We start from the raw sequence: 22,267 nt of genomic DNA on the forward strand, positions 1-22,267 counted from the left end.
ATACGCAGCCAGATCCCGGCACAAATTTGGTGAAGGCGATCGTGGCTGCTGGATGACAGTTCAGAGCGGAGGCAGAAAATGAAAAGTATTTACGATATGAGCTATGCGCAGATGGAAGACTGGTGTCTGTCCAAGGGCTGGAAAAAGTTTCGTACCCAGCAGATTTTTGCATGGCTTTACAAAGAGCGCGTTACGGATTTTGATGCGATGAGCAACCTGTCCAAGGAAACGCGCGAAGAGCTGAAAAAGATTTTTACTTTAATCCGCTGACGCTCGTTCGAAAGCAGGAATCCAAAGACGGAACGACCAAATTCCTGTTTAAAACCGAAGACGGCGCTCTGCTCGAAAGTGTCATGATGGTTTTTGATTACGGCAATTCGATCTGCGTCTCCAGCCAGGTCGGCTGCAATATGGGATGTGCCTTCTGCGCGTCGGGTCTGACGAAAAAGCAGCGCGATCTGACGAGTGCGGAAATGACCGCCCAGGTTATGCACGTCCAGAAAGAGCTCGATAAAAAGGCGAACGCCTTTCGCACATTGTCGTCATGGGGACCGGTGAACCGTTTGATAACTACGACCGGGTCATGAACTTTATTAAGACCGTCAACCATGACCGGGGACTGGCGATCGGCAGCCGTCACATCACCATTTCGACATCCGGCATTGTCGATAAGATCCGCAAGTTCGCCGAAGGTCATTACCAGTACAATCTCGCGATTTCGCTGCATGCACCTGACGACACTCTGCGCTCGAAGCTGATGCCGGTCAACCGCGCATTTGGTCTTGACCAGCTGATGAGTGCGGTCGAATACTACACATCCCTGAACAATCGCCGCCTGACGTTTGAATACATTCTTCTTAAAGGCGTGAATGATTCTCCAGAACAGGCCAGAGAACTGGCGCGTCTTCTGCGTCCGTACTGCTGCTATGTCAATCTGATTCCTTATAATGCCGTCGACGAACACGGCTTTAAGACGACGACCCGCGAAGAAGCGATGAAATTTTACGATATTCTCAAAAGGAAGGCATTGCCGTTACGATTCGTAAAGAACACGGTTCGGATATCGATGCTGCATGCGGCCAGCTTCGCATTAAGGAAATGAAGCGTGAAAAAGCTGCGAAGCAAAATCAGGAACTGAGCCGTAAACAGCAGCAGGAAGCCGACAGCGGTCTGGTGGAAAATGTCTACGACGAGATTGCTGAAAAAGACGAAGACGCGCTGGCTTAAAAATACATTTAAAAGGGAAATCCGCCGATCTGGTCTGGTCCAGACGACGGATTTTTGCCTGCTGGTATTTGGATTTATGCGAGTCGAGCATCCCGCCACAGACTATAGCGATGCGCTTCAGGCAGAAGGGGCGTCTCTTGCTAACCTTGCGCAGGCAGCGTCTTCATCCATTTGCGCGAAACAAGAACGGCCAGACTGATCAGAAGACGAACGACTTCCTCTGAAGAAAGAATCAGATAAATCCAGAGAATGGAAAAGCCCTGATGGAGCGCAAAGAAAGCCAGCGGTACGCCAAAGCCCCAGGTCCCGATCAGATCGATGGCCATGACAATACTCGTTTGCCCGCCGCTTCGTAAAATCCCGCCGGCAATAACCATGTTCTGCACTTTGACGATCGACATCAGCGCAAAGGCGGCAATGAGCTGCAGAGTCATCTGCCGTACATTCCCGTCGACCGAAAAAAGCGAAACATACAGCGGGGAAAGCAGAACGAGCAAAGTCGCAAAAAGCAGGGATGCAAAAACGAATAGCGAATCAGCGACAGGGAATCGTTCCAGGCATTTTCGTACTGGCCTTTTCCCAGTCGCTGACCGATCAGAATGCCGGCAGCCTGCGAAAAGCCGCCAAGAATTCCCATCAGCAGGCTTTGTAAAGGAATCGTCATCGTCATGGCCGCCGACTGGACGGTAGAGGTATGACCATATACCATCGCGTAGACGTTTTCGCCAAGCGACCACAACCCTTCGCAGATCAGCAGAGGCAGAAGGATGCGGATGATCATGCCCAGATGCGATTTTGAAAAATGAAGATGTACCCAGGGAAGATGCTTTCGAACCATCTTCCAGGCGAGTCCCGCCATCAGCGCCTGCGAGAACAGCGAAGCCCAGGCTGCGCCGACTTCCTGTCCGCCCAGACCAAAAATGAACAGCGCATTGAGTGCGGTGTTGGCGACGATACCTGCCAGGGACGCATGTAACGGGTGCGATGGATAGCCGCAGCAGCGAAGCAGAACCGCATACAGCGTGGTGACGCTCGAAAAAGGAGCGTCCACACATAAATCGTCAAATAGCGCGAAGCGGCTGCCACTGCATCTGGATCTGGACTGTACAAGCCCATGACGGGGACGGAAGCCGTCAGCGAAAGCAAAATGAAAAGCGCGCTGATCGCCATGGAAAACAGAAAAATCTGTGAGAAGCTTTCTATCATGGCCTGTCGGTTATTCTGCCCTTCGTACTGCGCGCAGAGAATACCGGCTCCAGCGGCAGCTCCGGACAGGATCGCAAGGGCCAGCGACACGAATTTGGCGCCGAATCCGACACCTGCAATGACGGTCTCTCGGACTGGCCGATCATGATCTGATCGGCGATGGAAAAGCAGCTGACCGCCATCGACTGCAAAGCCGCGGGAACCGCGATTTTCAAAACGGTTCTGAAAAAGTCCTTACGCATACGCCACACTTTTTCGTTCGCAAAGAAAGACGTCGCTCACTTTACGGGAAGGATTTTCGTCCAGAGCTGCAACGGCCAGATGCGCTTTCTGTTCCAGATCCTGCGCAACGGTCGTCAGCGGCGGACACGCATACGCACCCGCATCGATTCCGTCAAACCCAAGAATCGACACGTCCTGCGGGACACGGAGGTTTCGCTGATACAAAAGGGAAGAGAGTTCTAAAGCCTGCCGGTCGCTGACGCAAAAGACTGCTCTGGTGCGGGAAAAGTCATAGTTTCGCAAAAGTTCGTTTCGCGCGTTGTGCGTTGGGGGAATCATCAGAATTTCTGTGTCGATTCCGGTGCTTCGCAGACCGTCGATTCGGTTTTTGTCGTTGCATTCCAGATTGGTTGTCAAAACGAGCACGTGCGAATGACCCATCGCTTTTAAATACTCGCCCGCCAGAACGCCCCCTTTAAAATCATCGGCGCAGACCGAAGAAATTCCCGGCGCAGGAGAAGAGACGTCCATGGCGGTCATCGGAATGTGAAGCATATCCTGCAAAGAGCGGTAATCGCCATCGCAGAAGCCGGCGACAATCAGGCCTTGCATATTCCACATCGAGGCGAATTCCGCCGCTTCCTTCCAGCCTTTGGCGGTTTTGATCAGAAGATCGCAGCCGGCTTTGACGACTTCTTTTTGAAGAAAGGAAATAAACCGGGCATAATACGGGTTCTCAAGGGAGCCCTTCGTATTCGGGATGATCGTGAACGATCAGTCCGATCATTTTTGAAGGATTGCGTCCGAGCAGAACTTCCGCACGTTCCGGAAGGTAACCGCTTTTTGACCATCTCCAGAACGCGCGCACGGGTTCTGGCCGAGACTTTTCCTTCTTTTCCATTGAGTACATAGGAGACGGCCGCTACAGAAAGCCCGAGAGATTCTGCAATATCCGCCAGTCGAATTTTTTCCATAGCTTCAGTTTAGAAAGTCAAAAATCAAACTCAAATGTTAAATTGTTAACCTTGCTAATCGAAAAATTATCGATGTTTTCCTGGCGGTCTGCAGGATCCGTCTGCATTTCCTGCTGGAAATCCGGACCGGCTCAGACGCCGGCGCCAGGGAATGATACACTGAACCTGCAGGCCGTTTTGAAATCCTGAAAAACGGCTGAACAAATCGTGTTCAAATCGGCTTTCAGCCGATCAGAGAAGAATTCAAGGAGGGGCGTATGATTCGTCACGAAACCTGCGATTATGTATCGAATCTTGGCGGCGGAAAAGGCGTCGCAAAAGTTTTCCATATTCAGACAAAAGAAGATCTCAAAAAGCCGGACGGCTGTATGCCCGCGTCGTTCTGGATCCGGGCTGCTCCATCGGCTGGCACCAGCACGCTGGGGAAACCGAGCCCTACTATATTTTGAGCGGAGAAGGCACGTTCATCGATAATGATCAGTCCAGAACGCTCGTTCATGCCGGCGACATCTGCTCGATTAAAGACAACCATTTTCATTCGATTGAAAACAACAGCGACAAACCGCTCGAGTTCATGGCGCTGATTTACAATCTTTAAATTATTCAGGTTTTCCCTTTACCTTGCAAAGGTGTGAATTTGTGCGCTGCTGCAATATTGGATTGCGAAGACGATCCTCTCCAGAAACCGGCACCAGGTCAGGACAGCTGCAAGCCAAACAGACAGGCCGGCGGATTTGCAAATTGAGCCTGTCTGCAAAAAGAAAATCAAAAACCAGGAAAGTATTCACAGTACGTTTTAAGAAAGGAATGAGGCCATGACTGAAGTATATGGACTGACCGATATTGGCAAATCCAGAGATCTGAACGAAGACAGTTTTCTCATCGCCCGCAACCGGCACGGGGCTTTGCTGCTGATGGTCTGCGACGGCATCGGCGGCGCGGTCAGCGGCGAAGTGGCCAGCGCCATGGCCTGCCAGATCGCAAAGAGCAGTTTAAAAGCGCCCCGCTTTTTGAAAAGGACTATCAGGTCAATGACTGGATTCATAAGACGATGACCAAAGCCAATGACTCGATTTATTCCAAGTCCATGTGGAGCCGCAAAAACCGGGGCATGGGAACCACGGCGTGCGGCGCCATTCTCTGCTCTCAGGGCACGTATATTTTTAACGCGGGCGATTCGCGCATCTATGCGCTGTATGACGACGGCCTGATTCAGATGAGTGAAGACCATTCCTATGTGCAGCGTCTGATCAACGAGCATAAGATCACGCAGCAGGAAGCGATGGAGCACGAAAAGCGAAGCGCGCTGACAAATGCTCTTGGCGTATGGCGCACGTTCCGTCTGGACGTAAACAAAATCGCTTCCGATTACGCGGCCCTTCTTCTTTGTACCGACGGACTGCACGGATACGTTCCGGAAGCCAAAATTTTGCGCACGATGGAATCGCCGCTTTCTCTGGAGCAGAAGGCGAAGCTTCTGATCGGTTTTGCGGATGAAGCCGGCGGATCGGACAACTGTACGGTGATTGTGACCGGACCGGGGGCGCTATGCAGGATAAAATCGCAAACCGCTACCGGATCATTCGTCTGATCGGCGAAGGCGGCATGGCGCTGGTTTACCTGGCGTACGACGAAGTGCTCGGCCGGGAAGTGGCAGTGAAAGTTCTTCGTCCGGAACTGGCTGAAGATTCGCAGACGCTGCTGCGCTTTATTCGCGAAGCCTATGCCGCCAGACGTCTCGATCATCTCAATGTGGTGGAAATTTATGACGTTGGCGAAAGCGGCGATCTTCATTATATTGTCATGGAGTACATTCAGGGTTCCACGTTAAAGGAAGTCATCGCTTCGTCCGGAGCCATGCCGGCCAGACGGGCGATTTCCATTATGAAAAAGCTGCTGAGCGCGATTGCGCAGGCGCATCAGCGCAATATCATTCACCGGGATATCAAACCGCAGAACATTCTGGTCAGCCGGGACGGCGAACTGAAAATTTCCGACTTTGGCATTGCCATTTCGGCGGATTCCAAGGATACGCTCTCTTCGCAAAACGCGGTTATGGGTTCGGCGCATTATATTGCTCCCGAAAGCGCGGCCGGCAAAGATGCCGACAAGCGTGTCGATCTGTATTCGTTAGGCATCGTCTTTTTGAACTGCTCTGCGGAAGCGTCCCCTTTACCGGAACATCCTCCCCAGAAATTGCCCTCAAGCATCTGCAGGATCCGCTTCCGCCGATTCAGCCGTACAATCCAACCGTTACGCAGGCTATTGAAAACATCGTGATCAAGGCGACGGCCAAATCCCCGGACGAACGGTTTCAGAGTGCAGAAGAGTTTCTTTACGCCCTCGATCACTGTTATGATCCGAAAATGCGAAACGTCGCGCCGCTCGTATTAAAGACGAAGTCGCTCGAACTGCCCAAAGCACTGCTTCCAGGCGGTTCATCCAAAGCGGCGCCGGCAAAAGGCGAGCGTGTCGAAATGACACCGAAAACCGGCCGTTCCTCTTTGGCATCGTCAGTCTCTTCTAAATCGGTGCGCAAACCGGTCCGTAAGAAGAAACGAAAACAGATGCTCCGAAAAGCCGGACTGGGCGTTCTAGGCCTGGTCGGGACGATTGCGCTCATTGTGGTCATCTTGATGGCCGTTGGCGTTATGCCGGTGGACGGATGGTTTGGCTGGCACCAGATTCCCAATATTTCGGGTCTGTCCTACGAGGAAGCCATCGCCCTTCTGCATGAGAAAGGGATCAGCGACTCGATGATTACGATCGAAGAAGTCGTCAGCGACAGCTACGAAAAAGGAACAGCGCAGTCGACAAGCCTTCCGGCTGGCTGCTACATTCGCGAACGCGATCATTTAACACTCAGCGTAGTCAAGGGACCGACGTATCTGATTTCGGATTACACGGGTCTGTATCTGGACGACGTCAAGGCGATGTTCGCGCAGGATGGCGTGACGATTCCGATCGAAGTCGAAGAAGTTCCTGCAGCCCAGACCAATCCGGGCATCATTCTTTCACAGTCCGGCTTTGGCGCGGGCGAGCGTATCGATCCGCAGGGAACGGATCCCATTCGCTTTACCGTATCGACGTATCCATCGGTTGTCATCCGCTCCGACTGGATCGGCCGGGATGTCAACGAAATCAAGGATGAGCTCAACGAACTGGGCATTGCGGTCATTCTGAAAAATGTCTACGGATCCTCTGTCGTCAAAAATGTGGATCCGCCGATCGGTTCTACCTATACCCAGGAAGGAAGCAACAGCGTCATTACGCTGTATCACTAACGAGGCCTATGAAACAGGGAAGAATTATTAAAGTCATTTCCAATCAGTACACGATTTACTCGCCCGAGGAAGCGGTTGTCGCCACACCGCGCGGCCGCATGCGCAAAGGCGAAAAGCCGCTGGCCGGCGATATCGTAAATTACGAAACGATCGAAGGATCCGAGCGTATTGACTCCATTTTGCCTAGACGCAACCGTCTGCTTCGCCCGGCGGTTTGCAACGTCGATCAGGCGCTGATTGTCACGAGTCTGAAAGATCCCGATTTTTCGTCCAGACTGCTCAACCGCCTCATTTTTCTCGTTGTCCTCTGCGATATCGAACCGGTCATCTGCATTACCAAGTCCGATCTTTTAACTCCGCAGGAAAAGGAAAAAATCGATCAGGAACTCGAATGGTATCGAAAAGCCGGCTATCGCGTGTTCGTCTCCAATCCGGGCAGCGATGATGAAGAACTCAAGGAACTGCTCAAAGGCCGGATCAGTGTGCTGTGCGGCCAGTCGGGTGCGGGAAAAAGCTCGCTGTTAAACCGTCTGGATCCCACGTTCCATCTGCAGACGCAGGAAATTTCCAAGGCGCTCGGACGCGGCAAGCATACGACCCGCCATTGCGAACTGCATCCGGTTGCCGGCGGCCTCGTCGCGGATACGCCGGGCTTTTCTTCGCTCGACTTCACGCGCATGGATGTTTCCTCGCTGGCCAGCCGTCTGATCGACTTTGCGCCGTATCTGGAAGAAGGCTGCCGCTTTGCGGACTGCATTCATGTGGATGAACCGGACTGCATCATTAAGGAAAATGTCAAAAACGGAAACATCAATCCGACGCTGTATGAAGATTACGCGCTGATCATGAAAGAATTCAAAAACCGAAAGCAGTACTGATTCTCTGGCCAAAACGCATGGAACAGCTGCCTCCGGCTGCACCAGAGAAAACAAAAGCTGGCAGACTTCCTGAAAAGGGAAAATGCCAGCTTTATTTCTGTCTATGCGGTATCCGATCCTTTTCATCGAAACACTTCTACAGGTTCGAGTCTGCCCCTGCAAAACTCCACGCATATGGACAGATCCGCCGCGTATGCAGGAAGAATTGCACATGGACAGAACGATCAGTCTGGCTAGAAAACGAGCAGGCCGTGCTCACTTTTGGATGGGAAAAATCGCTCCATGTGGCGATTGAATCGTTTTTGTTAATCTAATGGTGCCGGATTCTGTGCTTTGTCTTACAAAAGCCGGAAAAGGGAATCTGGCCAGCTGTTCACAGGGGACAGAGTAAAGGACAAAATTAATGATAAAAGGCTGTATGAACAGCCCGGCATCGGTTTTGTCGGACAGATTAGATAAGGAAGTAAGAAAAATGGCTGAGTTAATTATCGCTCCATCGGTTCTTTCGATGGACTACACAAAAATGCTGGAGCAGGTTCGCGCGCTCGAACGCTCCAGGGCAAAATGGATTCATTACGATGTCATGGACGGACATTTCGTACCGAATCTCTCCTTTGGTCCGGATATTCTCAAGCAGTTTCGCAAATCGACGGATCTCTTTCTTGATGTCCATCTGATGGTCAGCGATCCCGCGTATTTTGCCCGCGTCTTTAAGGACGCCGGGGCGGATCTGATCGTTTTCCATGTCGAAGCACTCGATAACGATCCGAAAAAGTGTCGGCTCTGCTCAAAGAAATCCACGATATGGGCATCCAGGCCGGCTTTTCGCTCAAGCCGGATACCGATCCCGCCCCTTTCCTGAACCTGGTCAAAGAGGCGGATCTCGTTCTGATCATGTCCGTTTATCCAGGTTATGGAGGCCAGAGCTTTATTCCGGATGTGCTGGAAAAAGTCCGCGCCTTTGACAAAGCGAGAAAAGAACTCAACCCGGCCTGCCGTATTGAAATTGACGGCGGAATCAATGCCGAAACTGCTAAAGAAGCCAAAGCGGCCGGCGTAGATACGCTCGTTGCCGGAAGCTACGTTTTCAAAAACGATATCGAAAGCGCGGTTGAATCCCTGTGTTAAGAAAACACGACACAGCCATTCTGGTGACGCCGCTTGTGCGCATACTTCCGGATTTTCAGAACTGCGACTGGATCGGCATCGATTCCGGCTATCACATCCTCGTCGAAAAAGGCATCACGCCGCTGTTTGCGATCGGGGATTTTGACAGTGAAGAAGATCTGACGGATGCCAGGACCCAAAAAGCCGCAAATACAGAAGGCTATACGTTTCCTTTCCTGCGCTATCCGGTCGCAAAAACGAAACCGATTCGGAAATCGCGTTATTAAAAGCCGCAGAAATGGGCTATACGACAATCATTTTGTACGGCGGACTGGAAGGAAGGCTCGATCATACGATCGCCAATCTGCGCTGCATGTGCTGGAAAGTTCCGCAGGCGATCTCTATGGATGCCTGGCATAAAGTCTCTGTACTTTTGCCTGGGGAATATACGATCGATGCAGCCTATCCGCACATTTCCTTTTTGCGATGGAACCTTCGGTAATCACACTCGACGGTTTTGACTATCCGCTTTCGCACAGGGCGATTGACCAGACCGAATTTTATACGTGCTCCAACTCCATCAGCCATCAGGATTCGGCGCTTGCGATCGTCGAGAAAGGACGGGTTCTCTGTGTCCAGTCAAGAAAACCGTAAGCATCTGCGCCGTCCCAATCCGTCGGAAATCGAAAAAGGATCGCAGGTCGGCGGGTGGCTGCTCGCTCTTGGCCTTTTGGTCATCGGTATTCTCTGCCTGTTCATGCCGGCTTTTCTGTATGAAGCGGTGCTGAACATTTCGATCGTTACGCTGATCGTGTACGGTCTGTTCAATATCGTTCTTTTTCTGATCAGCGGTCGAGCGGGACGAGCCAAAATTGTGTACGGACTGCTGGCTCTGGTCTTTGGCGTACTGATGATGTTTGGTGATCTTCGCCCGGAAAAAATCATGCAGCTCGTCTTTGGCTTTTACTGCGTCGGCATCAGCGTCTGCCTGCTCATTCAGACGTTCATCAATCGGGCCAACGGTTCCCGCGTGCGCTTTTCCATGATTCTGTTTACGATCGCGTATGCGATTCTGGGCTTCTCGCTGATCTTTACCCGCCTGTTTTCCACGCAGGATCTCATTCGAGTTTTCGGCGTCTATTTCTGCCTGCTTTCTGTACGCTTCGCGATCGACCTGTATGACCGCACCAGCGCCACATACCAGTGGAAGCGACGGCTTCACCTTTCATTGCCGACCGTTTTAGCCGCCATTATGCCGGATTTCGCCTTGCGTCAGATCAACACCCGTCTTCAGAGCGGAAAATCCGATCCCGTGCAGCCGGCCAAAAAGAGGGCCCAGTCAAACTGAAAGCCATGGTCCACATCGGACCGGAAGGCCTGCAGAAAGTCGGCCATTTCAGCTTTTCCTGGAAAGGCATCGTGTATTCCTACGGCAACTACGACAAGGAAAGCGAACGCTTCTTTTCCATGCTGGGAGATGGCGTTTATTTTACCGTTCCGTTTGAACTGTATCTCCCCAACATCATCACGCATGAAAACAATACGATTTTCGAATATTCGATTGAGACAACGCCTGAAGAAGACGAACTGATCGAGCGGGAACTCGAAGATCTCAAAAAGCGCTCCTATCGCTGGTATTCGCCGATCGAACGGCGAGGAAGCCGTCAGCTGGAAGGTCTGGAAGATAACTATCCGTCCCGGCTTCATTTCCACACCGGCGCCAAGTTTTTCAAGATCAAGAACGGCTGCTTCAAAACGTACTGGGTCGCCGGCGAAAACTGTGTTCAGTTTGCGGATGTCATTCTAGGACGGATCGGTTCCGATGTTCTTTCAATGCGCGGAATCGTTACGCCGGGAACGTATTACGACTATCTGGAAAGCGAATATTCCAAGGAACATTCGCCGATCGTCGAGCGAAAAGTCTATTCGCCAAAAGTCGGCGAGCCCGGAATCTGAGTACGTCTTGCGTCGCACGAAGATTCAGATCCGTATCGCCGCTTTATACGTCCGAATGAATCGGCTGTTCTGGCTCAAATCCGCCAGAGCTTTCTTCTTTTCTGAAACAAAAACCGCCCGTTCTGCGCAGCGTTTATGCAGGACGGGCGGTTTTGTATTGTCTGGCTGGAATGAACTGTTTTTTAGCGATAGTCAGCAGCTCAGGTATTCATCGCGCCGTCAACAGGAAGGATGGCGCCGGTGATGTAGCTGGCCTGATCACTGGCAAGGAAGACGAACGCTTTGGCAATGTCTTCGGGTTCGCCGATCCGGCGAATCGGAATGGAGCTGATCAATGGATTGATCATGTTTTCCGGCAGGGCCTTGACCATGTCGGTCATGGTGATGCCAGGAGCGACGGCATTGACGCGAATGTTGTATTTGCCGAGTTCACGCGCCAGAGAAATGGTCATGCCGTTTACCGCAAACTTGGAAACCGGATACGCCACACCGGAAGGCTGGCCGTATTTGGAGACCATGGATGAGGTCGTCAGAATGACGCCGTGACCCTGCTCTTTCATGATCAGAGCAGCAGCATGGGAGCATACGTAAGGAGCGACGACATTCAGATCAATAATTTTCTTAAATTTTTCTTCCGTATAGGAAAGGAAAGGCGTGGAGTCGGAAACGCCGGCATTGTTGACGAGAACATCCAGCGAGCCGAATTCCTCCTTGATTTCCTGGAAATCTTTCGCGATGGCGTCTTCATCTACGAGAGATGACCAGCGGCCGGAAACGTTTGGATTATGGTTTAGCTCTTCGAGAGCTTTGTCGACCGTTTCCTTACGGGATCCGTACAGGACGACGGTATAGCCTTCCGCAAGGAAAGCTTCCACGGTCGCAAAACCGATCCCGCGGGTTCCGCCCGTGATAACAGCGACTTTTGGGACATAAGAGACCTCCTGAATTTGTTTCTATTTTAACCGCTGGGATTCATTTGACAAACTAAAATGGATAAGATAATAAATTCACGATTTATGAAGGGAAAAGTACTCAAAAAGTGACTTTTATCAGGTGAAATCGATCTGCTTCACAGCTTTTGAAAGAGGAGAAAGCGCTGTACGCGAAACGGTTTCCAGAAGAAGCATCCAAAATCCGGAATTTGCGCAAGAGAGAAGCGACAGAACAGAACAATCGGGAAACCGATCAAAATATAACAGTTATCGTTAAAAATAATTATTGTTTATTAATAAGATATGATTTGTATATTTCAATAAAAATGAACGAATTGAATCATAAAACGCAAAGAGAGCAAAAAGATATTGTGCGTTGGGATTGCGCAGCTTGGCATACTGATTCTGACTGATCGTTTGAAATAGAGAACGATCCAGGAGAGAACATAATGAATAAACGTGATCGTCTTGCCCGATTTTTAACCTGCCTTCTTCCGTGCTCGCTGATTCTGACCGCTCTGCCTGTACAGGCACAGGATCCTGTCGAATCCAGCACGGAACCGGCTCCCGCTCATTCCGATTTTGCAACCCCGGAAGCGGCCCCATCCCAGCCGGCGGTAAAGTCTGTTGCTTTTCAGGAAGCAGACGCTTCGGTTCCTGCAGAAAAACCTAGTACGCCAGCCCCAACCCCATCCGGTGAAGCGGAGAGCGGCGCTGATACTGTCGATTCGGGATTGCACTTGCCAACACAGACCTATCCTGCTGTTTCGGACGAAGCCGTCCGGATCGATCTGAATACGCTGCTTTCTTCTCTTACGGATCCGGAGCCCGGCGCCTTGTTTAGCCGTTCGCTTACAGCCGTAGAGGGTGTGACCAGTGCCGTGATTCGCTGGTCGGATTTTTCCGGAACACAGCTTGCGGAAACTGCCCGGGCCGGATACAGCAGCATCTATACAGCCCAGGTCATCCTTGAAATTCAGGATGGCAGCTTATGGAAGAAAGTGAAAACACCGTAACCCTGACAAAAGTCTTTTCGCCTACGCGAAAAGAAAAGCTGACCATTGTTCCGGTTCCGGAAGATATTCATCTTGCCAGCGACTGCCGAACATTCAGCGCTCTGATGAAGTCCACCTACGCGCCGAATCCTGTCGGCAAAGGCCGACGCGAAAGCAACGGTCAGGAAGTAACCATTTACTATACATATTCGTGTCCGGACTACAGTCCGACGCGCGGCGTCGTCAATACGCTGACCTGGACGGCGGAAATTGCGGATCCAGAAGGACTGAATCTGGACGATTTTGAGTGCAATGTCCGCTCATCCGGAACGATCCTCGCCTATAATCCCGAGCTGAAAAATCCAAATCTGGATGCCTATGACAGCTGGCGCGACTACACGATTATTCCTGTCGACATTCGCTCAAGTTTCGTCAATCCTTATAAACTGCCGGTTCAATATTACTGGATCCAGGACGATCAGAACGAAGTCGAACTGAAACGCGGTCTGTTAAGCCTGCAGGGCATCGGCGACTATACGATCGAAATGCGCTTTGCGGGCAACGATACGTACCGTGCCCAGTCTATAAGAAAGACACTGAAAATCTCGCCGCGGGATGTGTCCCAGCTGGTTACGCCTTCCCGACAGAGCTGGTCGTATGGACAGGAGCCGCAGGCGCTGAATCTGGATATCGCTTACGACCATGACGTCGCCTTTTTAAGCGCCGATGATTTTGCGGAAGGCGCAATTCGCAATAAGAAAACCGGCGAGATTGTCACGCTTTCTTCTTCGCTTCCAGCCGGTGACTACGAACAGGAAATCGTCCTCAAAGACGGAATCGACTGCTATACGCTCGATACCCCGATTACGTATTCTTTTACCGTGACCAAAGCCAGCCCCGTCTGGAGTCAGCCTTCGAGTCATCACATCGCCCTGAACAACCGGTATCCGATCGATGTCAGGTGTAATGGCGACGGAGAATATACCTATTCGAGTTCCAATCCCGAAGTGATCCGACTCGAAAGCGATGCCGGAAAGACGTACATGGTCGGGCAGAAATACGGATCCTCCGCCATTACCGTATCGGTCAGTGAAACGGAAAACTATCTGGCCGGATCCGTTTCTTTCGACATGAAGGCAGGCTATATCGAACCGGCATGGCCGTATTTGCCGGATTCGATTTCCGTTACGTATGGAGACGGCAGTTATCTGCTCAATCCGTACTGTACCTCCTCAGGAAAAACGAGCTGGCGGGTTCTTCCCAGTGACAGCAGCGCGGTTTCCATTGATGAAACGGGCCGCGTGTCGATTCATCATGCCGGAAAGGCGGTCCTGGAATTTACAAGCGAAGCGAGCGGCGATTATTCGGCATCCAGAGTTCTTGTCGAAATCGAAGTGAAGCCGAAATCTATTGCGGTAGCCGCTGAGGATAAAACGAAAACGTATGGAGATCCCAATCCGGAACTGACCTGGACTGCTTCGGATCTGGTGGAAGGCGATACGCTGAGCGGCATAACCGTCTCCGCAAACACCGATCCGGATGCCGGCATGACGGACATTCTGGTGAAAGTCGATCGAGCGGCCAACCCCGACTATTCCATCACGACAATGAATGGCAAGATGCATGTCGAGCGGTGCGTTCTGGACTTTAAATGGTCGAATGCGGAGCGGATTTACAACGGGCAGGAACAGCTGCCCGACTATGAAGTCCTCAATGTTATTGAGAAAGATCGAGATACCCTGGGACTTCATTTAAACGGTGCAGAGAAGAATGCGGGAAAGGACTATCTGGCCTATTTTGATACGCTCGAAAATCCGAACTATAGACTGGATTCCGGTCAGAGTTTCTGTTTTTATTCCATTGCCAGACGACCTGTGAAAATCCAGGTGAAGAATCGTTCAAAAACGTATGGCGATCTGGAACCCGATCTGAACCAGGCTCTGGTCATCGCGGATCCGCTTTTAGCCAGGAATTCGAGTATGTGATTCTTGTTGAACGCGAACCCGGTGAAAATGCGGGAACGTATGCGATGCATGTCGATTTGCCCGAAGGCCTGGAAAACTATGAGCTGTCCGCAGAAGAAAACGCCGTTTTCACCATTGAACCCAAAGACGTTCGTTGCCAATGGTCTGCAGATCCTCTCGTTTATTCCGGAAAGGCGCAGGCTCCCAAAGTGCGTCTTGACGGTGTCCTGGAGACGGACACGTGTGAAGCCATTGTGGACGGTCAGCACATTCATGCCGGAGCGGGATATACAGTCCGCATTACTGGACTGACGAACGCCAACTACAGACTGGCGGATGAAGGAAGGATGGAGTATTCCATTTCACCAAAGCCGGCGATCCTGAAAGCGAAGGATGCATCCAAAGTATATGGGGAAGCGGATCCGCAGTTTGATTTCCAGGCAGAAGGACTGATCGAAGGCGATACGCCAGGGGCTATTGTCTGGACGCGAACGCCCGGCGAAACGGTCGGAGACTATGTGCTGTCTCCTTCAGCCAGCGATCAGACGAACCGCGATTACGCGTTTGTCCTGCAGCCCGGTACGCTAACCATCACGCCAAGAACGGTGCAGGTCACCTGGCCGAACACCGATTTGATTTATAATGGCAAACCGCAATATCCGCAGGCTGTTCTTAGCAATCTGGTCGAAAACGATGACTGCAAAGCCGCCGTTCTGGGCGCACAGACCGATGCCGGCAGCTATGAAGCGCAGATTTCCGCTCTGAGCAATCCCAACTATGTTCTGGAAGAAACGCAAAAATCCACAGCCTTTGAAATCCAGCCCGCCGCTGTACATCTGAGCGTTAACGATACCAGCAAGATATTTGGCGAGAAGGATCCGCAGTTTGAAGCGGAAATGAGCGGCTGGTTTGAAGAGGAAAAGCCGAAGATCGTATTCACGCGAGAAGAAGGCGAAAACGCGGGAGAATACGCGGTGTCCGCAAATGTGGAGGCTCTTTCGGACAACTATCGTCTGGAAGCAGAACAGGGAACGCTGACCATCGAGCCGCGATCCATTGAAGAATTTTCTGCAACTCTCAAGGATCTGCTGTGAGAAAACGGAACGGAACTCGAACAGACGCTTGAAGATCTGATCTATACAGCGCAGGACGGCAAAGAATATCTCGTTACGCTGGAGTTAAAGGACCATATCCAAAGCGCCGGCGGCGCCTATGTCCTGACCATTCAGGGTACGCAGAACTTTACCGGCGAACTGAAGCAGAGCTTTGTCGTTCTTCCCGCTAACGGTCCGACTTTCGATCGAACGGAGGATGCAGCCGCCCAGATCGGACAGGAAAGCTCCTTCTGGAGACGAAAACCGATCCCGCGCTTCCTGCCTTCACCCTGTCTGCCCTGCATGAGGATATTTTGAATGTTCTTGCTGATCGCGGAGAACTCAGCGCGATGGAAATGGCGGCTATTGCGGACGGACAGGATCAGACGATTACGCTGCATATTCAGGATCGAAGCGCAGATCTCGCTGAGAAAGTTCCGGATTTGTCGAATCCAGATGCAGAGGAGCATGCACTTGCTTTCTCTCTTGCGCTCGAACATCCCTTTGGATCGAATGGCCAGAACGCTAAATCGACAGGCTGTTCTGTGCCTGCACAAATGCGTCTTCCTGAAGAGATGCGAAAAGAAGGCACGGAGCTTCGTCTTTTCGCTCTTTCAAACGGCACATGGACACCGATCGACTTTACACGCTCTGCGGACGGATCTTCTATTTCCTTTGGGCTTGAAGAGAGAAGAGACTGCCTGCTCACAAGCCGCCTGGAAGAAGAAAATGCTCCAGACCCCGAACAGCCAGAACAGCCGGAAGATCCGAAAAACGACAAAACGAACGATCCCAAAACGGATCCGAAAGACGATTCCAAGGCGGCAAACACACCAGATACGGCCGCATCGCTTCTTCCAACATTTGGCGCATCCGTGATCAGCGCCGCTGCTGCGCTGCTCGCCCTTTTCGGACTGCATCGCAAAAACAGAAAAGATCGTAAAGATCAAAAGGTAAATAACGCCGTTTTGATCCAGACTGGACAGAATGTCGGACCAAGCGATCTGGCTTTCTCCGTGCAGTTTGGAAGGATGAAACAGGCATTCCATGAAAAGAGGCATCCCAACGAGGATTTTCCTCTCTGGAATGCCTTTTCTGCTTTTATTGCTTCATCGGAAACCGTCAGCAAAGCACAAAAAAGACCGCTTGGCGGCCTCTCTTGCATGTAATCAGTATTCGATTAGGATGTTACAGTCCACAGGAAGAGCAGGAATTAGATGGTACCCTGTTTCTTCATGGTTCTGAGTGTTCTGGCAGCAACCCGAATTGTTTTGGTTCACCGTCCACCATGACAGTTGCTTTCTGCAGGTTTACGTTCCATTTGCGGCGGGAAGCTCTCATGGAGTGAGAACGTTTGTTTCCGGACATAGGTCCTTTACCAGAGATTGCACACTTTCTAGACATCTTGATCCCTCCTTCTCCAGTCTTGACTGTCCAAACAGTCGTTAAAGATAGTAACATTCAACCCATACAAATTCAAGTCTTCAAAAATAAAGTACAAAGACGAATCTGGCGGGGCCTTTTCCATTCGGCAAGCCGAGCAATGAGAAGGCCTGAATCAGAGGAATTTCTACCAAACGCTGTACATTGTACAGGGAATTGAAAACAAGTTCAAAAGGGAAGAATGAAAGATCGCAAATTTCCTTTAAAGTACGCCAGATTTCGACGATCCGCTCCATACGCACTCATAGCTGCCTTCTTCCGAAAATCCGATCTCATCTGCGCGCTTTGCGGCTAAGATAAAGGTATGAAAACCAATACACAAAACTCATGCGAACTCGATGAAAACGCCATGGATTCCACGGACAGAATCAGAGAAAAATCCGGCAATACAATATGCATTCAGGCCGGCGTTGCCCATAGGGAACTTTCGCTTCCGATCGACACGCCGCTGGCCGGCTATGGAAAGACGCGAAGTGCGAAAGGCAGTCATGATCCGCTCATGGCTTCAATCATGGTTTTAAACCAGATGGAGGAAGTGATCGTGATTGCCAGTCTGGACGTCCTGGCTGTGGATCATCTGCTGATCGAAGCCATCCAGGCAGCGCTCGATGCCCAGAACTTTCCGGCGCGTACGCTGATCGTACATGCGATCCATACACATTCCGCCATGGGCGGCCTTTTAGAAACCCGATCCGGAATATTGAAGCAGGCGCAGTATTTTGCCTGCAAGACCGACGAAAAGACGATTGAAGCCGTCGCACAAAGCGTAGGCGCAGCCATCCTGGATGCCTGGAATACGATGAAAGATGGACGCATTTTGCACGTGCAGTCCGGGTATTCGCTCTGTAAAGGCCTTGGCAGCAATCGTACCGATCCGAGTTTGCCTGGTAACGATGCGCTTTACGCCCTTCAGATCGAGACGGATGCGCAAAAGGCTCTGCTTGTTTTCTTTGCCTGTCATCCGACGGTTCTGAACGCTTCCAATGTATATGGATCGGCTGATTTTTATGGAGCCGCGCGCAAGCATCTGAAAGAAGCCGGGTATGATCAGGTTCTTTTCTTTAACGGGGCCTGCGGCGATATTTCCACGCGCTATACCCGCAAAGCATCCAGTTTTGACGAAGCCGATCGTCTGGGATCCATTCTGGCAAGCGCTGTTTTGGGCTTGAGCTGGAACGAACAGCCTGTAAAACCCATTGAGGTCTTTGAAAAAACATATGTTCTTCAAAGCGCCCGCCCAAAACCAGTACAGGAAGCGCAAAGACGGCTGGAAGCCAGTCAGAACCATCTGAACGAACTGGAACAGGCCAGCGTTGCAGGAAACCCGCTGGATCCGCTGACTTTACGGCTTGCCGCCGTCAAACGGGATGCTGATCAGGCACGCTGTATTTACGCCATAAGCTATGACGGCGTACCCAAGCGAGAAATGAATGTAACGTTTGTGCGCTGGGATGCGCAGACGTTTGTCGGGCTGCCCTGCGAAATCTTCTCGTCGCTCATTTCGCCTTTTGATTCAAAGCGTGTTCACTTTGTTTCCTGTACGAACGGCTATCAGCTGTATTTAACGGATGAAAAAGCCTGGGATGATGAAGACTATGAAGCCTGCTGCTCCTTGTTTGCCCGCTCGCAGGGCGAACAGCTGATGGATCAGATCCAGAAAACGATGGCTTCAAAGAAGCGGGAATAGTCGTACGCAGAATAGGGAAATCCCGTTTTTCCTGCGTTTTCCCAATCATGGTATAATTCATGCGATCTGCCCGCCTGCGTCCTTTTTTGGTACGCAAATCCGGCAGAAGCAGGCTGCTCATCTATTTTTCCCGGCTGCTTTTCTGGTGTTTTTGCGATCAGAATCCGGCAGTCCGGCGTATGTGAACAGCCTCGATCGGTATTGAAAATGGAATTGAAACGGGATTTCGACCCGCTGTATCCTCTATCTTTTTCTTTCGCATAGAAAAACGGCTTTTTGTGCCGTAATTCTGAACGGGTGTCCTAAACGATCAACGCATCCCTTTGGAAATGGATTTGCGCTGCCGGAAGAAGAAACACAGATCGAGGTCGATACCCTTATACAAATAAGAGAGGCGAAATTTCATGTTATCTATGTTTAACGGGTTGCCCAGTACTCCGGGGCTTCTGACGATGGTCATCCTGTCTGGAATTGCGGTGCTTTGTCTGATGCTGGCGTGCATGCCGGCGCTGATTCGCTATTTACGCAAGCTCAAATACGGCCAGACGGAGCGAGAGGAAGGACTGGAAAGTCATAAAGCCAAATCGGGAACCCCGACGATGGGCGGAATCGCCTTTGTTCTCATTCCTGTTCTCGTCTACCTTGTGTATTACGCTTTCTTCCGGCCGTTTGGCTGGACGATCAACACAGCCATTGTTCTGCTGGCGTATGTCGGCTATGGTCTGATCGGTTTTGCGGATGATTATCTGATCGTCGTTCAGCACTCCAACATCGGTTTAAAACCAAAACTGAAGTTTGGTCTGCAGTCGATTCTCGCGCTCGTTCTGATCGCGCTCTATCTTATGTACAATGAGCCGGCCTTCTATTTGCACAACCTGTCCTTTGCGGTTCTTCCCACCTGGCTGTTTGTGATCATCGCTTTTTCATGTTTACCGGCACGACCAACGCAGTCAACCTGTCGGATGGCGTAGACGGCCTTTGCGCAGGCCTTTGCATTGCTGCTTTCATTCCGTTTCTCTGCTTTGCGGTGTGGATGAACGATCTGAATACCGCTCTGATTCTGTTTCTGGTCATCTGCGCCCTGATCGGCTATCTGTTTTTCAATATTCATCCGGCCAAAGTGTTCATGGGCGACACGGGCTCCCTGGCTCTTGGCGGTCTGCTTGCCGCAGCGGCTATGGTTACCCAGACGGAATTGTATTTGCTGATTGCAGGTATCGTCTTCATTGCGGAAGCGCTCTCGGATATCATTCAGGTCACCTATTATAAAAGACCAGAAAGCGCATCTTCCTGATGGCGCCGCTTCACCATCATTTTGAAAAGAAGGGCTGGAGTGAGATGAAAGTCTGCTACGTGTTCTGGGGCTGCGGCATGGTCGCCGGCGCGCTTTCCATCCTGCTGGCTATTCTTCATTAATTCCCGTTGATTCATTTGCCTGGTTCGAAAAGGAATCAGGCCTTTTCATGCCATTCAAATCTCTAACCAGCGAAACAGCGAAACGCCTCTATATATCGCCGAATCTGGTCGGATTGATTCTTTTGAAACTCGGCGAAAAGCTTTAGAGTTTCGCGTATGGCGCACAAAAGCGATACAATCAAAACCGAATTAAACGAATTTAGATATTGAAGTTTTAGATTTTTGCCTGAATACCGTAAAGGCCAGCTTGCCTTCACCTCGTAAAGCGAGAGCTAGATGCAGCATGAGCAATACGGTCTGGAGCAAAACGAATACAAAGAGAGACCAGTCTCTTTGGAAAAGCAGAAGAAAATCGGCCGAAACGAAAGCCTGGCCGATGCGTAAAGGAGAAAAGCATGGCAGCACCTGTCCTTGTCATTGGCGCCGCCCGTTCGGGCATAGCCGGCGCTCGGTTACTGAACCAAAACGGATACGATGTGATCCTCACGGATATGAAGGAAGTTCCTGAAAAGAACGAACTCGAACAGGAGGGGATCCGCGTCTACGACGGCGGTCATCCTGAATTTCTGAAAAATACAGACTATCTTTTCGTCGTGAAAAATCCGGGTATCCCGTATCGAGCACCGCTGGTGAAGTATTTTGTCGAAGCTGGCGTACCGGTCTATACCGAAATCGAAACTGCGTATCGCATCGCAAAAACCTTGAATACGCGGCGGTAACGGGAACGGACGGCAAGACGACGATTACGACCATTCTTTACGAAATGCTGAAAAAGGCCGATCCGAACGCGCGTGCGGCTGGAAACATCGGTATTCCACTTTCTGAATGTGCTCTCGAACTGAAGGACAAACCCGCAAAAATCGCACTGGAACTGAGCAACTTCCAGCTGCTGGGCATCGATACGTTCCGTCCGCACGTATCGGTCGTTTCCAATCTGGCGCCGGACCATCTCGATTACATGGACAGTCTGGACGCGTACTACGCTTCCAAATTCCGCATTTACGAAAACTGCACGATGGACGATTATTTCATCCGTAACATCGATGATGAAACGATCATGCAGTATGCCAGAAACATTCCCTGTCAGGTGATTGATTTTTCGCTTACGAATCCCAATGCGGATCTCTGTGTAAAAGACGGGGAAGTCTGTCTTCAGGGCACCCGGCTGTTTACCGCGGCCGATCTCAAACTGGTCGGCGATTTCAACCTGGGCAACGCGATGATGGCCGCTGCCATGGCTTATTTGATGGGCGTGAAGCAGGAAGATATTGAAGACGTCATCCAGACATTCAAAGGCGTTGAACACCGTATTGAATATGTAGATACACTCAATGGCGTTCGCATTTATAACGACTCCAAGGCGACCAATACCCATTCCGCTATCGCGGCGCTCTCCAGTTTTAAAGGCGGCGTTCATCTGCTTGCAGGCGGCAAGGACAAGGGAATCGACTACTCCGTTTTAAAGGAATACGATCCGGTGATCGCGAAGTGCTACGCCTTTGGACAGATCGGACCGAAGTTCCCGGATATTTTCTCAAACACCGTAGTACTGGAAACGATGGAAGAAGCACTCGATGCGGCACTGGCGAATGCCAGAGAAGGTGAAGTCATTCTGCTCTGTCCGGCGACTTCCTCATTTGATCAGTTCAAAAGCTACGAGCAGCGCGGAGATATTTTCAAGGAACTCGTTGCGCAGCGCGTAAATTCGCAGAAGTAGAGGGATCCCGCAACGGTAAGGGAAATACGCATCCATATTGTCTTTCTATTTTGAAAAACCGATTTCGCATGAAAAGAGGGAAAGAAATTTTCCAAAAATAACACGAATGGATTTATTCACCTTTACCTAAAGGATTGAAAGAGTTTTCATAATCCTTTAAGATGT

General features: G+C 50.9%; 27 protein-coding genes and 5 pseudogenes. 26 read left to right on the forward strand and 6 right to left on the reverse strand.

Annotated elements, in window-relative coordinates; genetic code table 11:
* Positions 1 to 78: 78 nt before the first annotated feature.
* Both rlmN and KWG61_RS16280 read left to right on the forward strand, forming a co-directional pair.
* Positions 79 to 1,110: pseudogene (gene rlmN / locus KWG61_RS09280) on the forward strand (23S rRNA (adenine(2503)-C(2))-methyltransferase RlmN); the annotation flags it as partial.
* Entirely contained in the window at positions 1,099 to 1,227 is a 129-nt protein-coding gene (locus KWG61_RS16280; RefSeq protein ID WP_256460905.1) for a hypothetical protein, read from the forward strand. The pseudogene rlmN and the gene KWG61_RS16280, both read left to right, overlap by 12 nt.
* A gap of 140 nt (positions 1,228 to 1,367) precedes the next feature.
* Here the strand turns inward: KWG61_RS16280 and KWG61_RS09290 are convergent.
* The 4 genes and pseudogenes from KWG61_RS09290 to KWG61_RS17425 form a co-directional block, all read right to left on the reverse strand.
* Positions 1,368 to 2,278, reverse strand: a pseudogene (locus KWG61_RS09290) (MATE family efflux transporter).
* 38 nt (positions 2,279 to 2,316) lie between these two features.
* A pseudogene (locus KWG61_RS17420) lies at positions 2,317 to 2,523 on the reverse strand (MATE family efflux transporter); the annotation flags it as partial.
* Positions 2,524 to 2,667: 144 nt separating this feature from the next.
* Entirely contained in the window at positions 2,668 to 3,420 is a 753-nt protein-coding gene (locus KWG61_RS09295; RefSeq protein WP_367614359.1) for a LacI family DNA-binding transcriptional regulator, read from the reverse strand.
* The gene (locus KWG61_RS17425) at positions 3,321 to 3,629 is read right to left on the reverse strand and encodes a LacI family DNA-binding transcriptional regulator (protein ID WP_367614176.1); all 309 of its coding nucleotides are present in this window, start codon (positions 3,627 to 3,629) and stop codon (positions 3,321 to 3,323) included. Before KWG61_RS17425 ends, KWG61_RS09295 begins: the two co-directional genes overlap by 100 nt.
* Positions 3,630 to 3,886: 257 nt before the next feature.
* On the opposite strand from KWG61_RS17425, the gene KWG61_RS09305 reads away from it, so the two are divergent.
* From KWG61_RS09305 to KWG61_RS09360, 13 genes and pseudogenes are all read left to right on the forward strand, one after another.
* Complete coding sequence (locus tag KWG61_RS09305) at positions 3,887 to 4,078, forward strand: hypothetical protein (protein ID WP_242743536.1); 192 nt, start codon at positions 3,887 to 3,889, stop codon at positions 4,076 to 4,078.
* Positions 4,030 to 4,227, forward strand: a complete 198-nt coding sequence (locus tag KWG61_RS09310; protein WP_242745630.1) for a cupin domain-containing protein — start codon at positions 4,030 to 4,032, stop codon at positions 4,225 to 4,227. Before KWG61_RS09305 ends, KWG61_RS09310 begins: the two co-directional genes overlap by 49 nt.
* Positions 4,228 to 4,444: 217 nt before the next feature.
* A complete protein-coding gene (locus KWG61_RS09315; protein ID WP_242743537.1) occupies positions 4,445 to 4,684 on the forward strand; it encodes a PP2C family serine/threonine-protein phosphatase in 240 nt (79 codons plus the stop codon).
* Entirely contained in the window at positions 4,681 to 5,220 is a 540-nt protein-coding gene (locus KWG61_RS09320; RefSeq protein ID WP_367614177.1) for a hypothetical protein, read from the forward strand. The genes KWG61_RS09315 and KWG61_RS09320 overlap by 4 nt, the downstream gene beginning before the upstream one ends.
* The gene (locus KWG61_RS09325) at positions 5,178 to 5,909 is read left to right on the forward strand and encodes a protein kinase (RefSeq protein ID WP_242743538.1); all 732 of its coding nucleotides are present in this window, start codon (positions 5,178 to 5,180) and stop codon (positions 5,907 to 5,909) included. The genes KWG61_RS09320 and KWG61_RS09325 overlap by 43 nt, the downstream gene beginning before the upstream one ends.
* Positions 5,906 to 6,913, forward strand: coding sequence for a PASTA domain-containing protein (locus tag KWG61_RS09330; RefSeq protein ID WP_242743539.1), 1,008 nt, complete (start codon positions 5,906 to 5,908; stop codon positions 6,911 to 6,913). Before KWG61_RS09325 ends, KWG61_RS09330 begins: the two co-directional genes overlap by 4 nt.
* Before the next feature lie 8 nt (positions 6,914 to 6,921).
* Entirely contained in the window at positions 6,922 to 7,791 is an 870-nt protein-coding gene (rsgA, locus tag KWG61_RS09335) for a ribosome small subunit-dependent GTPase A (RefSeq protein ID WP_230267705.1), read from the forward strand.
* 472 nt (positions 7,792 to 8,263) lie between these two features.
* A complete protein-coding gene (locus KWG61_RS17430; protein WP_367614178.1) occupies positions 8,264 to 8,653 on the forward strand; it encodes a hypothetical protein in 390 nt (129 codons plus the stop codon).
* Positions 8,596 to 8,919 carry a hypothetical protein gene (locus tag KWG61_RS17435; RefSeq protein WP_367614179.1) on the forward strand — a complete coding sequence of 108 codons (324 nt, stop codon included), beginning with the start codon at positions 8,596 to 8,598 and terminating at the stop codon, positions 8,917 to 8,919. Before KWG61_RS17430 ends, KWG61_RS17435 begins: the two co-directional genes overlap by 58 nt.
* The gene (locus KWG61_RS09345) at positions 8,913 to 9,185 is read left to right on the forward strand and encodes a hypothetical protein (protein ID WP_242743540.1); all 273 of its coding nucleotides are present in this window, start codon (positions 8,913 to 8,915) and stop codon (positions 9,183 to 9,185) included. The genes KWG61_RS17435 and KWG61_RS09345 overlap by 7 nt, the downstream gene beginning before the upstream one ends.
* Positions 9,161 to 9,400, forward strand: a pseudogene (locus KWG61_RS09350) (thiamine diphosphokinase); the annotation flags it as partial. The gene KWG61_RS09345 and the pseudogene KWG61_RS09350, both read left to right, overlap by 25 nt.
* A gap of 129 nt (positions 9,401 to 9,529) precedes the next feature.
* A complete protein-coding gene (locus KWG61_RS09355) occupies positions 9,530 to 10,246 on the forward strand; it encodes a hypothetical protein (RefSeq protein ID WP_242743541.1) in 717 nt (238 codons plus the stop codon).
* Between the two features lie 5 nt (positions 10,247 to 10,251).
* On the forward strand, positions 10,252 to 10,854 hold the full coding sequence (locus tag KWG61_RS09360) for a hypothetical protein (RefSeq protein ID WP_242743542.1): 603 nt from the start codon (positions 10,252 to 10,254) through the stop codon (positions 10,852 to 10,854).
* 200 nt (positions 10,855 to 11,054) lie between these two features.
* Here KWG61_RS09360 and KWG61_RS09365 read toward each other — a convergent pair whose 3' ends face one another.
* Positions 11,055 to 11,801, reverse strand: coding sequence for an SDR family NAD(P)-dependent oxidoreductase (locus KWG61_RS09365; RefSeq protein WP_256460861.1), 747 nt, complete (start codon positions 11,799 to 11,801; stop codon positions 11,055 to 11,057).
* A 131-nt stretch (positions 11,802 to 11,932) separates the two neighbouring features.
* Between KWG61_RS09365 and KWG61_RS09370 the strand changes: the two genes are divergently transcribed.
* From KWG61_RS09370 to KWG61_RS09390, 5 genes are all read left to right on the forward strand, one after another.
* A complete protein-coding gene (locus KWG61_RS09370; protein WP_230267700.1) occupies positions 11,933 to 12,199 on the forward strand; it encodes a hypothetical protein in 267 nt (88 codons plus the stop codon).
* A 36-nt stretch (positions 12,200 to 12,235) separates the two neighbouring features.
* On the forward strand, positions 12,236 to 12,802 hold the full coding sequence (locus KWG61_RS09375; RefSeq protein ID WP_230267699.1) for a hypothetical protein: 567 nt from the start codon (positions 12,236 to 12,238) through the stop codon (positions 12,800 to 12,802).
* The gene (locus tag KWG61_RS09380) at positions 12,778 to 14,766 is read left to right on the forward strand and encodes an MBG domain-containing protein (RefSeq protein WP_242743544.1); all 1,989 of its coding nucleotides are present in this window, start codon (positions 12,778 to 12,780) and stop codon (positions 14,764 to 14,766) included. The genes KWG61_RS09375 and KWG61_RS09380 overlap by 25 nt, the downstream gene beginning before the upstream one ends.
* Positions 14,763 to 15,839 (forward strand): MBG domain-containing protein, encoded by a 1,077-nt coding sequence (locus KWG61_RS09385; protein ID WP_242743545.1) that lies wholly within the window; start codon positions 14,763 to 14,765, stop codon positions 15,837 to 15,839. Before KWG61_RS09380 ends, KWG61_RS09385 begins: the two co-directional genes overlap by 4 nt.
* Positions 15,840 to 16,153: 314 nt before the next feature.
* On the forward strand, positions 16,154 to 17,008 hold the full coding sequence (locus KWG61_RS09390; RefSeq protein WP_242743546.1) for a hypothetical protein: 855 nt from the start codon (positions 16,154 to 16,156) through the stop codon (positions 17,006 to 17,008).
* Between the two features lie 44 nt (positions 17,009 to 17,052).
* On the opposite strand, the pseudogene rpmB reads toward KWG61_RS09390, so the two are convergent.
* Positions 17,053 to 17,243: pseudogene (gene rpmB / locus KWG61_RS09395) on the reverse strand (50S ribosomal protein L28).
* Positions 17,244 to 17,586: 343 nt separating this feature from the next.
* Between rpmB and KWG61_RS09400 the strand changes: the two are divergent.
* From KWG61_RS09400 to murD, 6 genes are all read left to right on the forward strand, one after another.
* A complete protein-coding gene (locus KWG61_RS09400; RefSeq protein ID WP_230267694.1) occupies positions 17,587 to 18,969 on the forward strand; it encodes a neutral/alkaline non-lysosomal ceramidase N-terminal domain-containing protein in 1,383 nt (460 codons plus the stop codon).
* 404 nt (positions 18,970 to 19,373) lie between these two features.
* Positions 19,374 to 19,940, forward strand: coding sequence for a hypothetical protein (locus KWG61_RS17440; RefSeq protein WP_367614180.1), 567 nt, complete (start codon positions 19,374 to 19,376; stop codon positions 19,938 to 19,940).
* On the forward strand, positions 19,895 to 20,263 hold the full coding sequence (locus tag KWG61_RS17445) for a hypothetical protein (RefSeq protein ID WP_367614181.1): 369 nt from the start codon (positions 19,895 to 19,897) through the stop codon (positions 20,261 to 20,263). Before KWG61_RS17440 ends, KWG61_RS17445 begins: the two co-directional genes overlap by 46 nt.
* A complete protein-coding gene (locus KWG61_RS16285) occupies positions 20,263 to 20,385 on the forward strand; it encodes a hypothetical protein (protein WP_256460662.1) in 123 nt (40 codons plus the stop codon). Before KWG61_RS17445 ends, KWG61_RS16285 begins: the two co-directional genes overlap by 1 nt.
* A 395-nt stretch (positions 20,386 to 20,780) precedes the next feature.
* Positions 20,781 to 21,104 carry a hypothetical protein gene (locus tag KWG61_RS09410; protein ID WP_242743547.1) on the forward strand — a complete coding sequence of 108 codons (324 nt, stop codon included), beginning with the start codon at positions 20,781 to 20,783 and terminating at the stop codon, positions 21,102 to 21,104.
* 32 nt (positions 21,105 to 21,136) lie between these two features.
* Entirely contained in the window at positions 21,137 to 22,102 is a 966-nt protein-coding gene (gene murD, locus KWG61_RS09415) for a UDP-N-acetylmuramoyl-L-alanine--D-glutamate ligase (RefSeq protein WP_242745634.1), read from the forward strand.
* Positions 22,103 to 22,267 lie beyond the last annotated feature (165 nt).

Source organism: Allobaculum sp. Allo2 (genome assembly GCF_022701175.1).
Lineage (GTDB): Bacteria > Bacillota_I > Bacilli_A > Erysipelotrichales > Erysipelotrichaceae > Allobaculum > Allobaculum fili.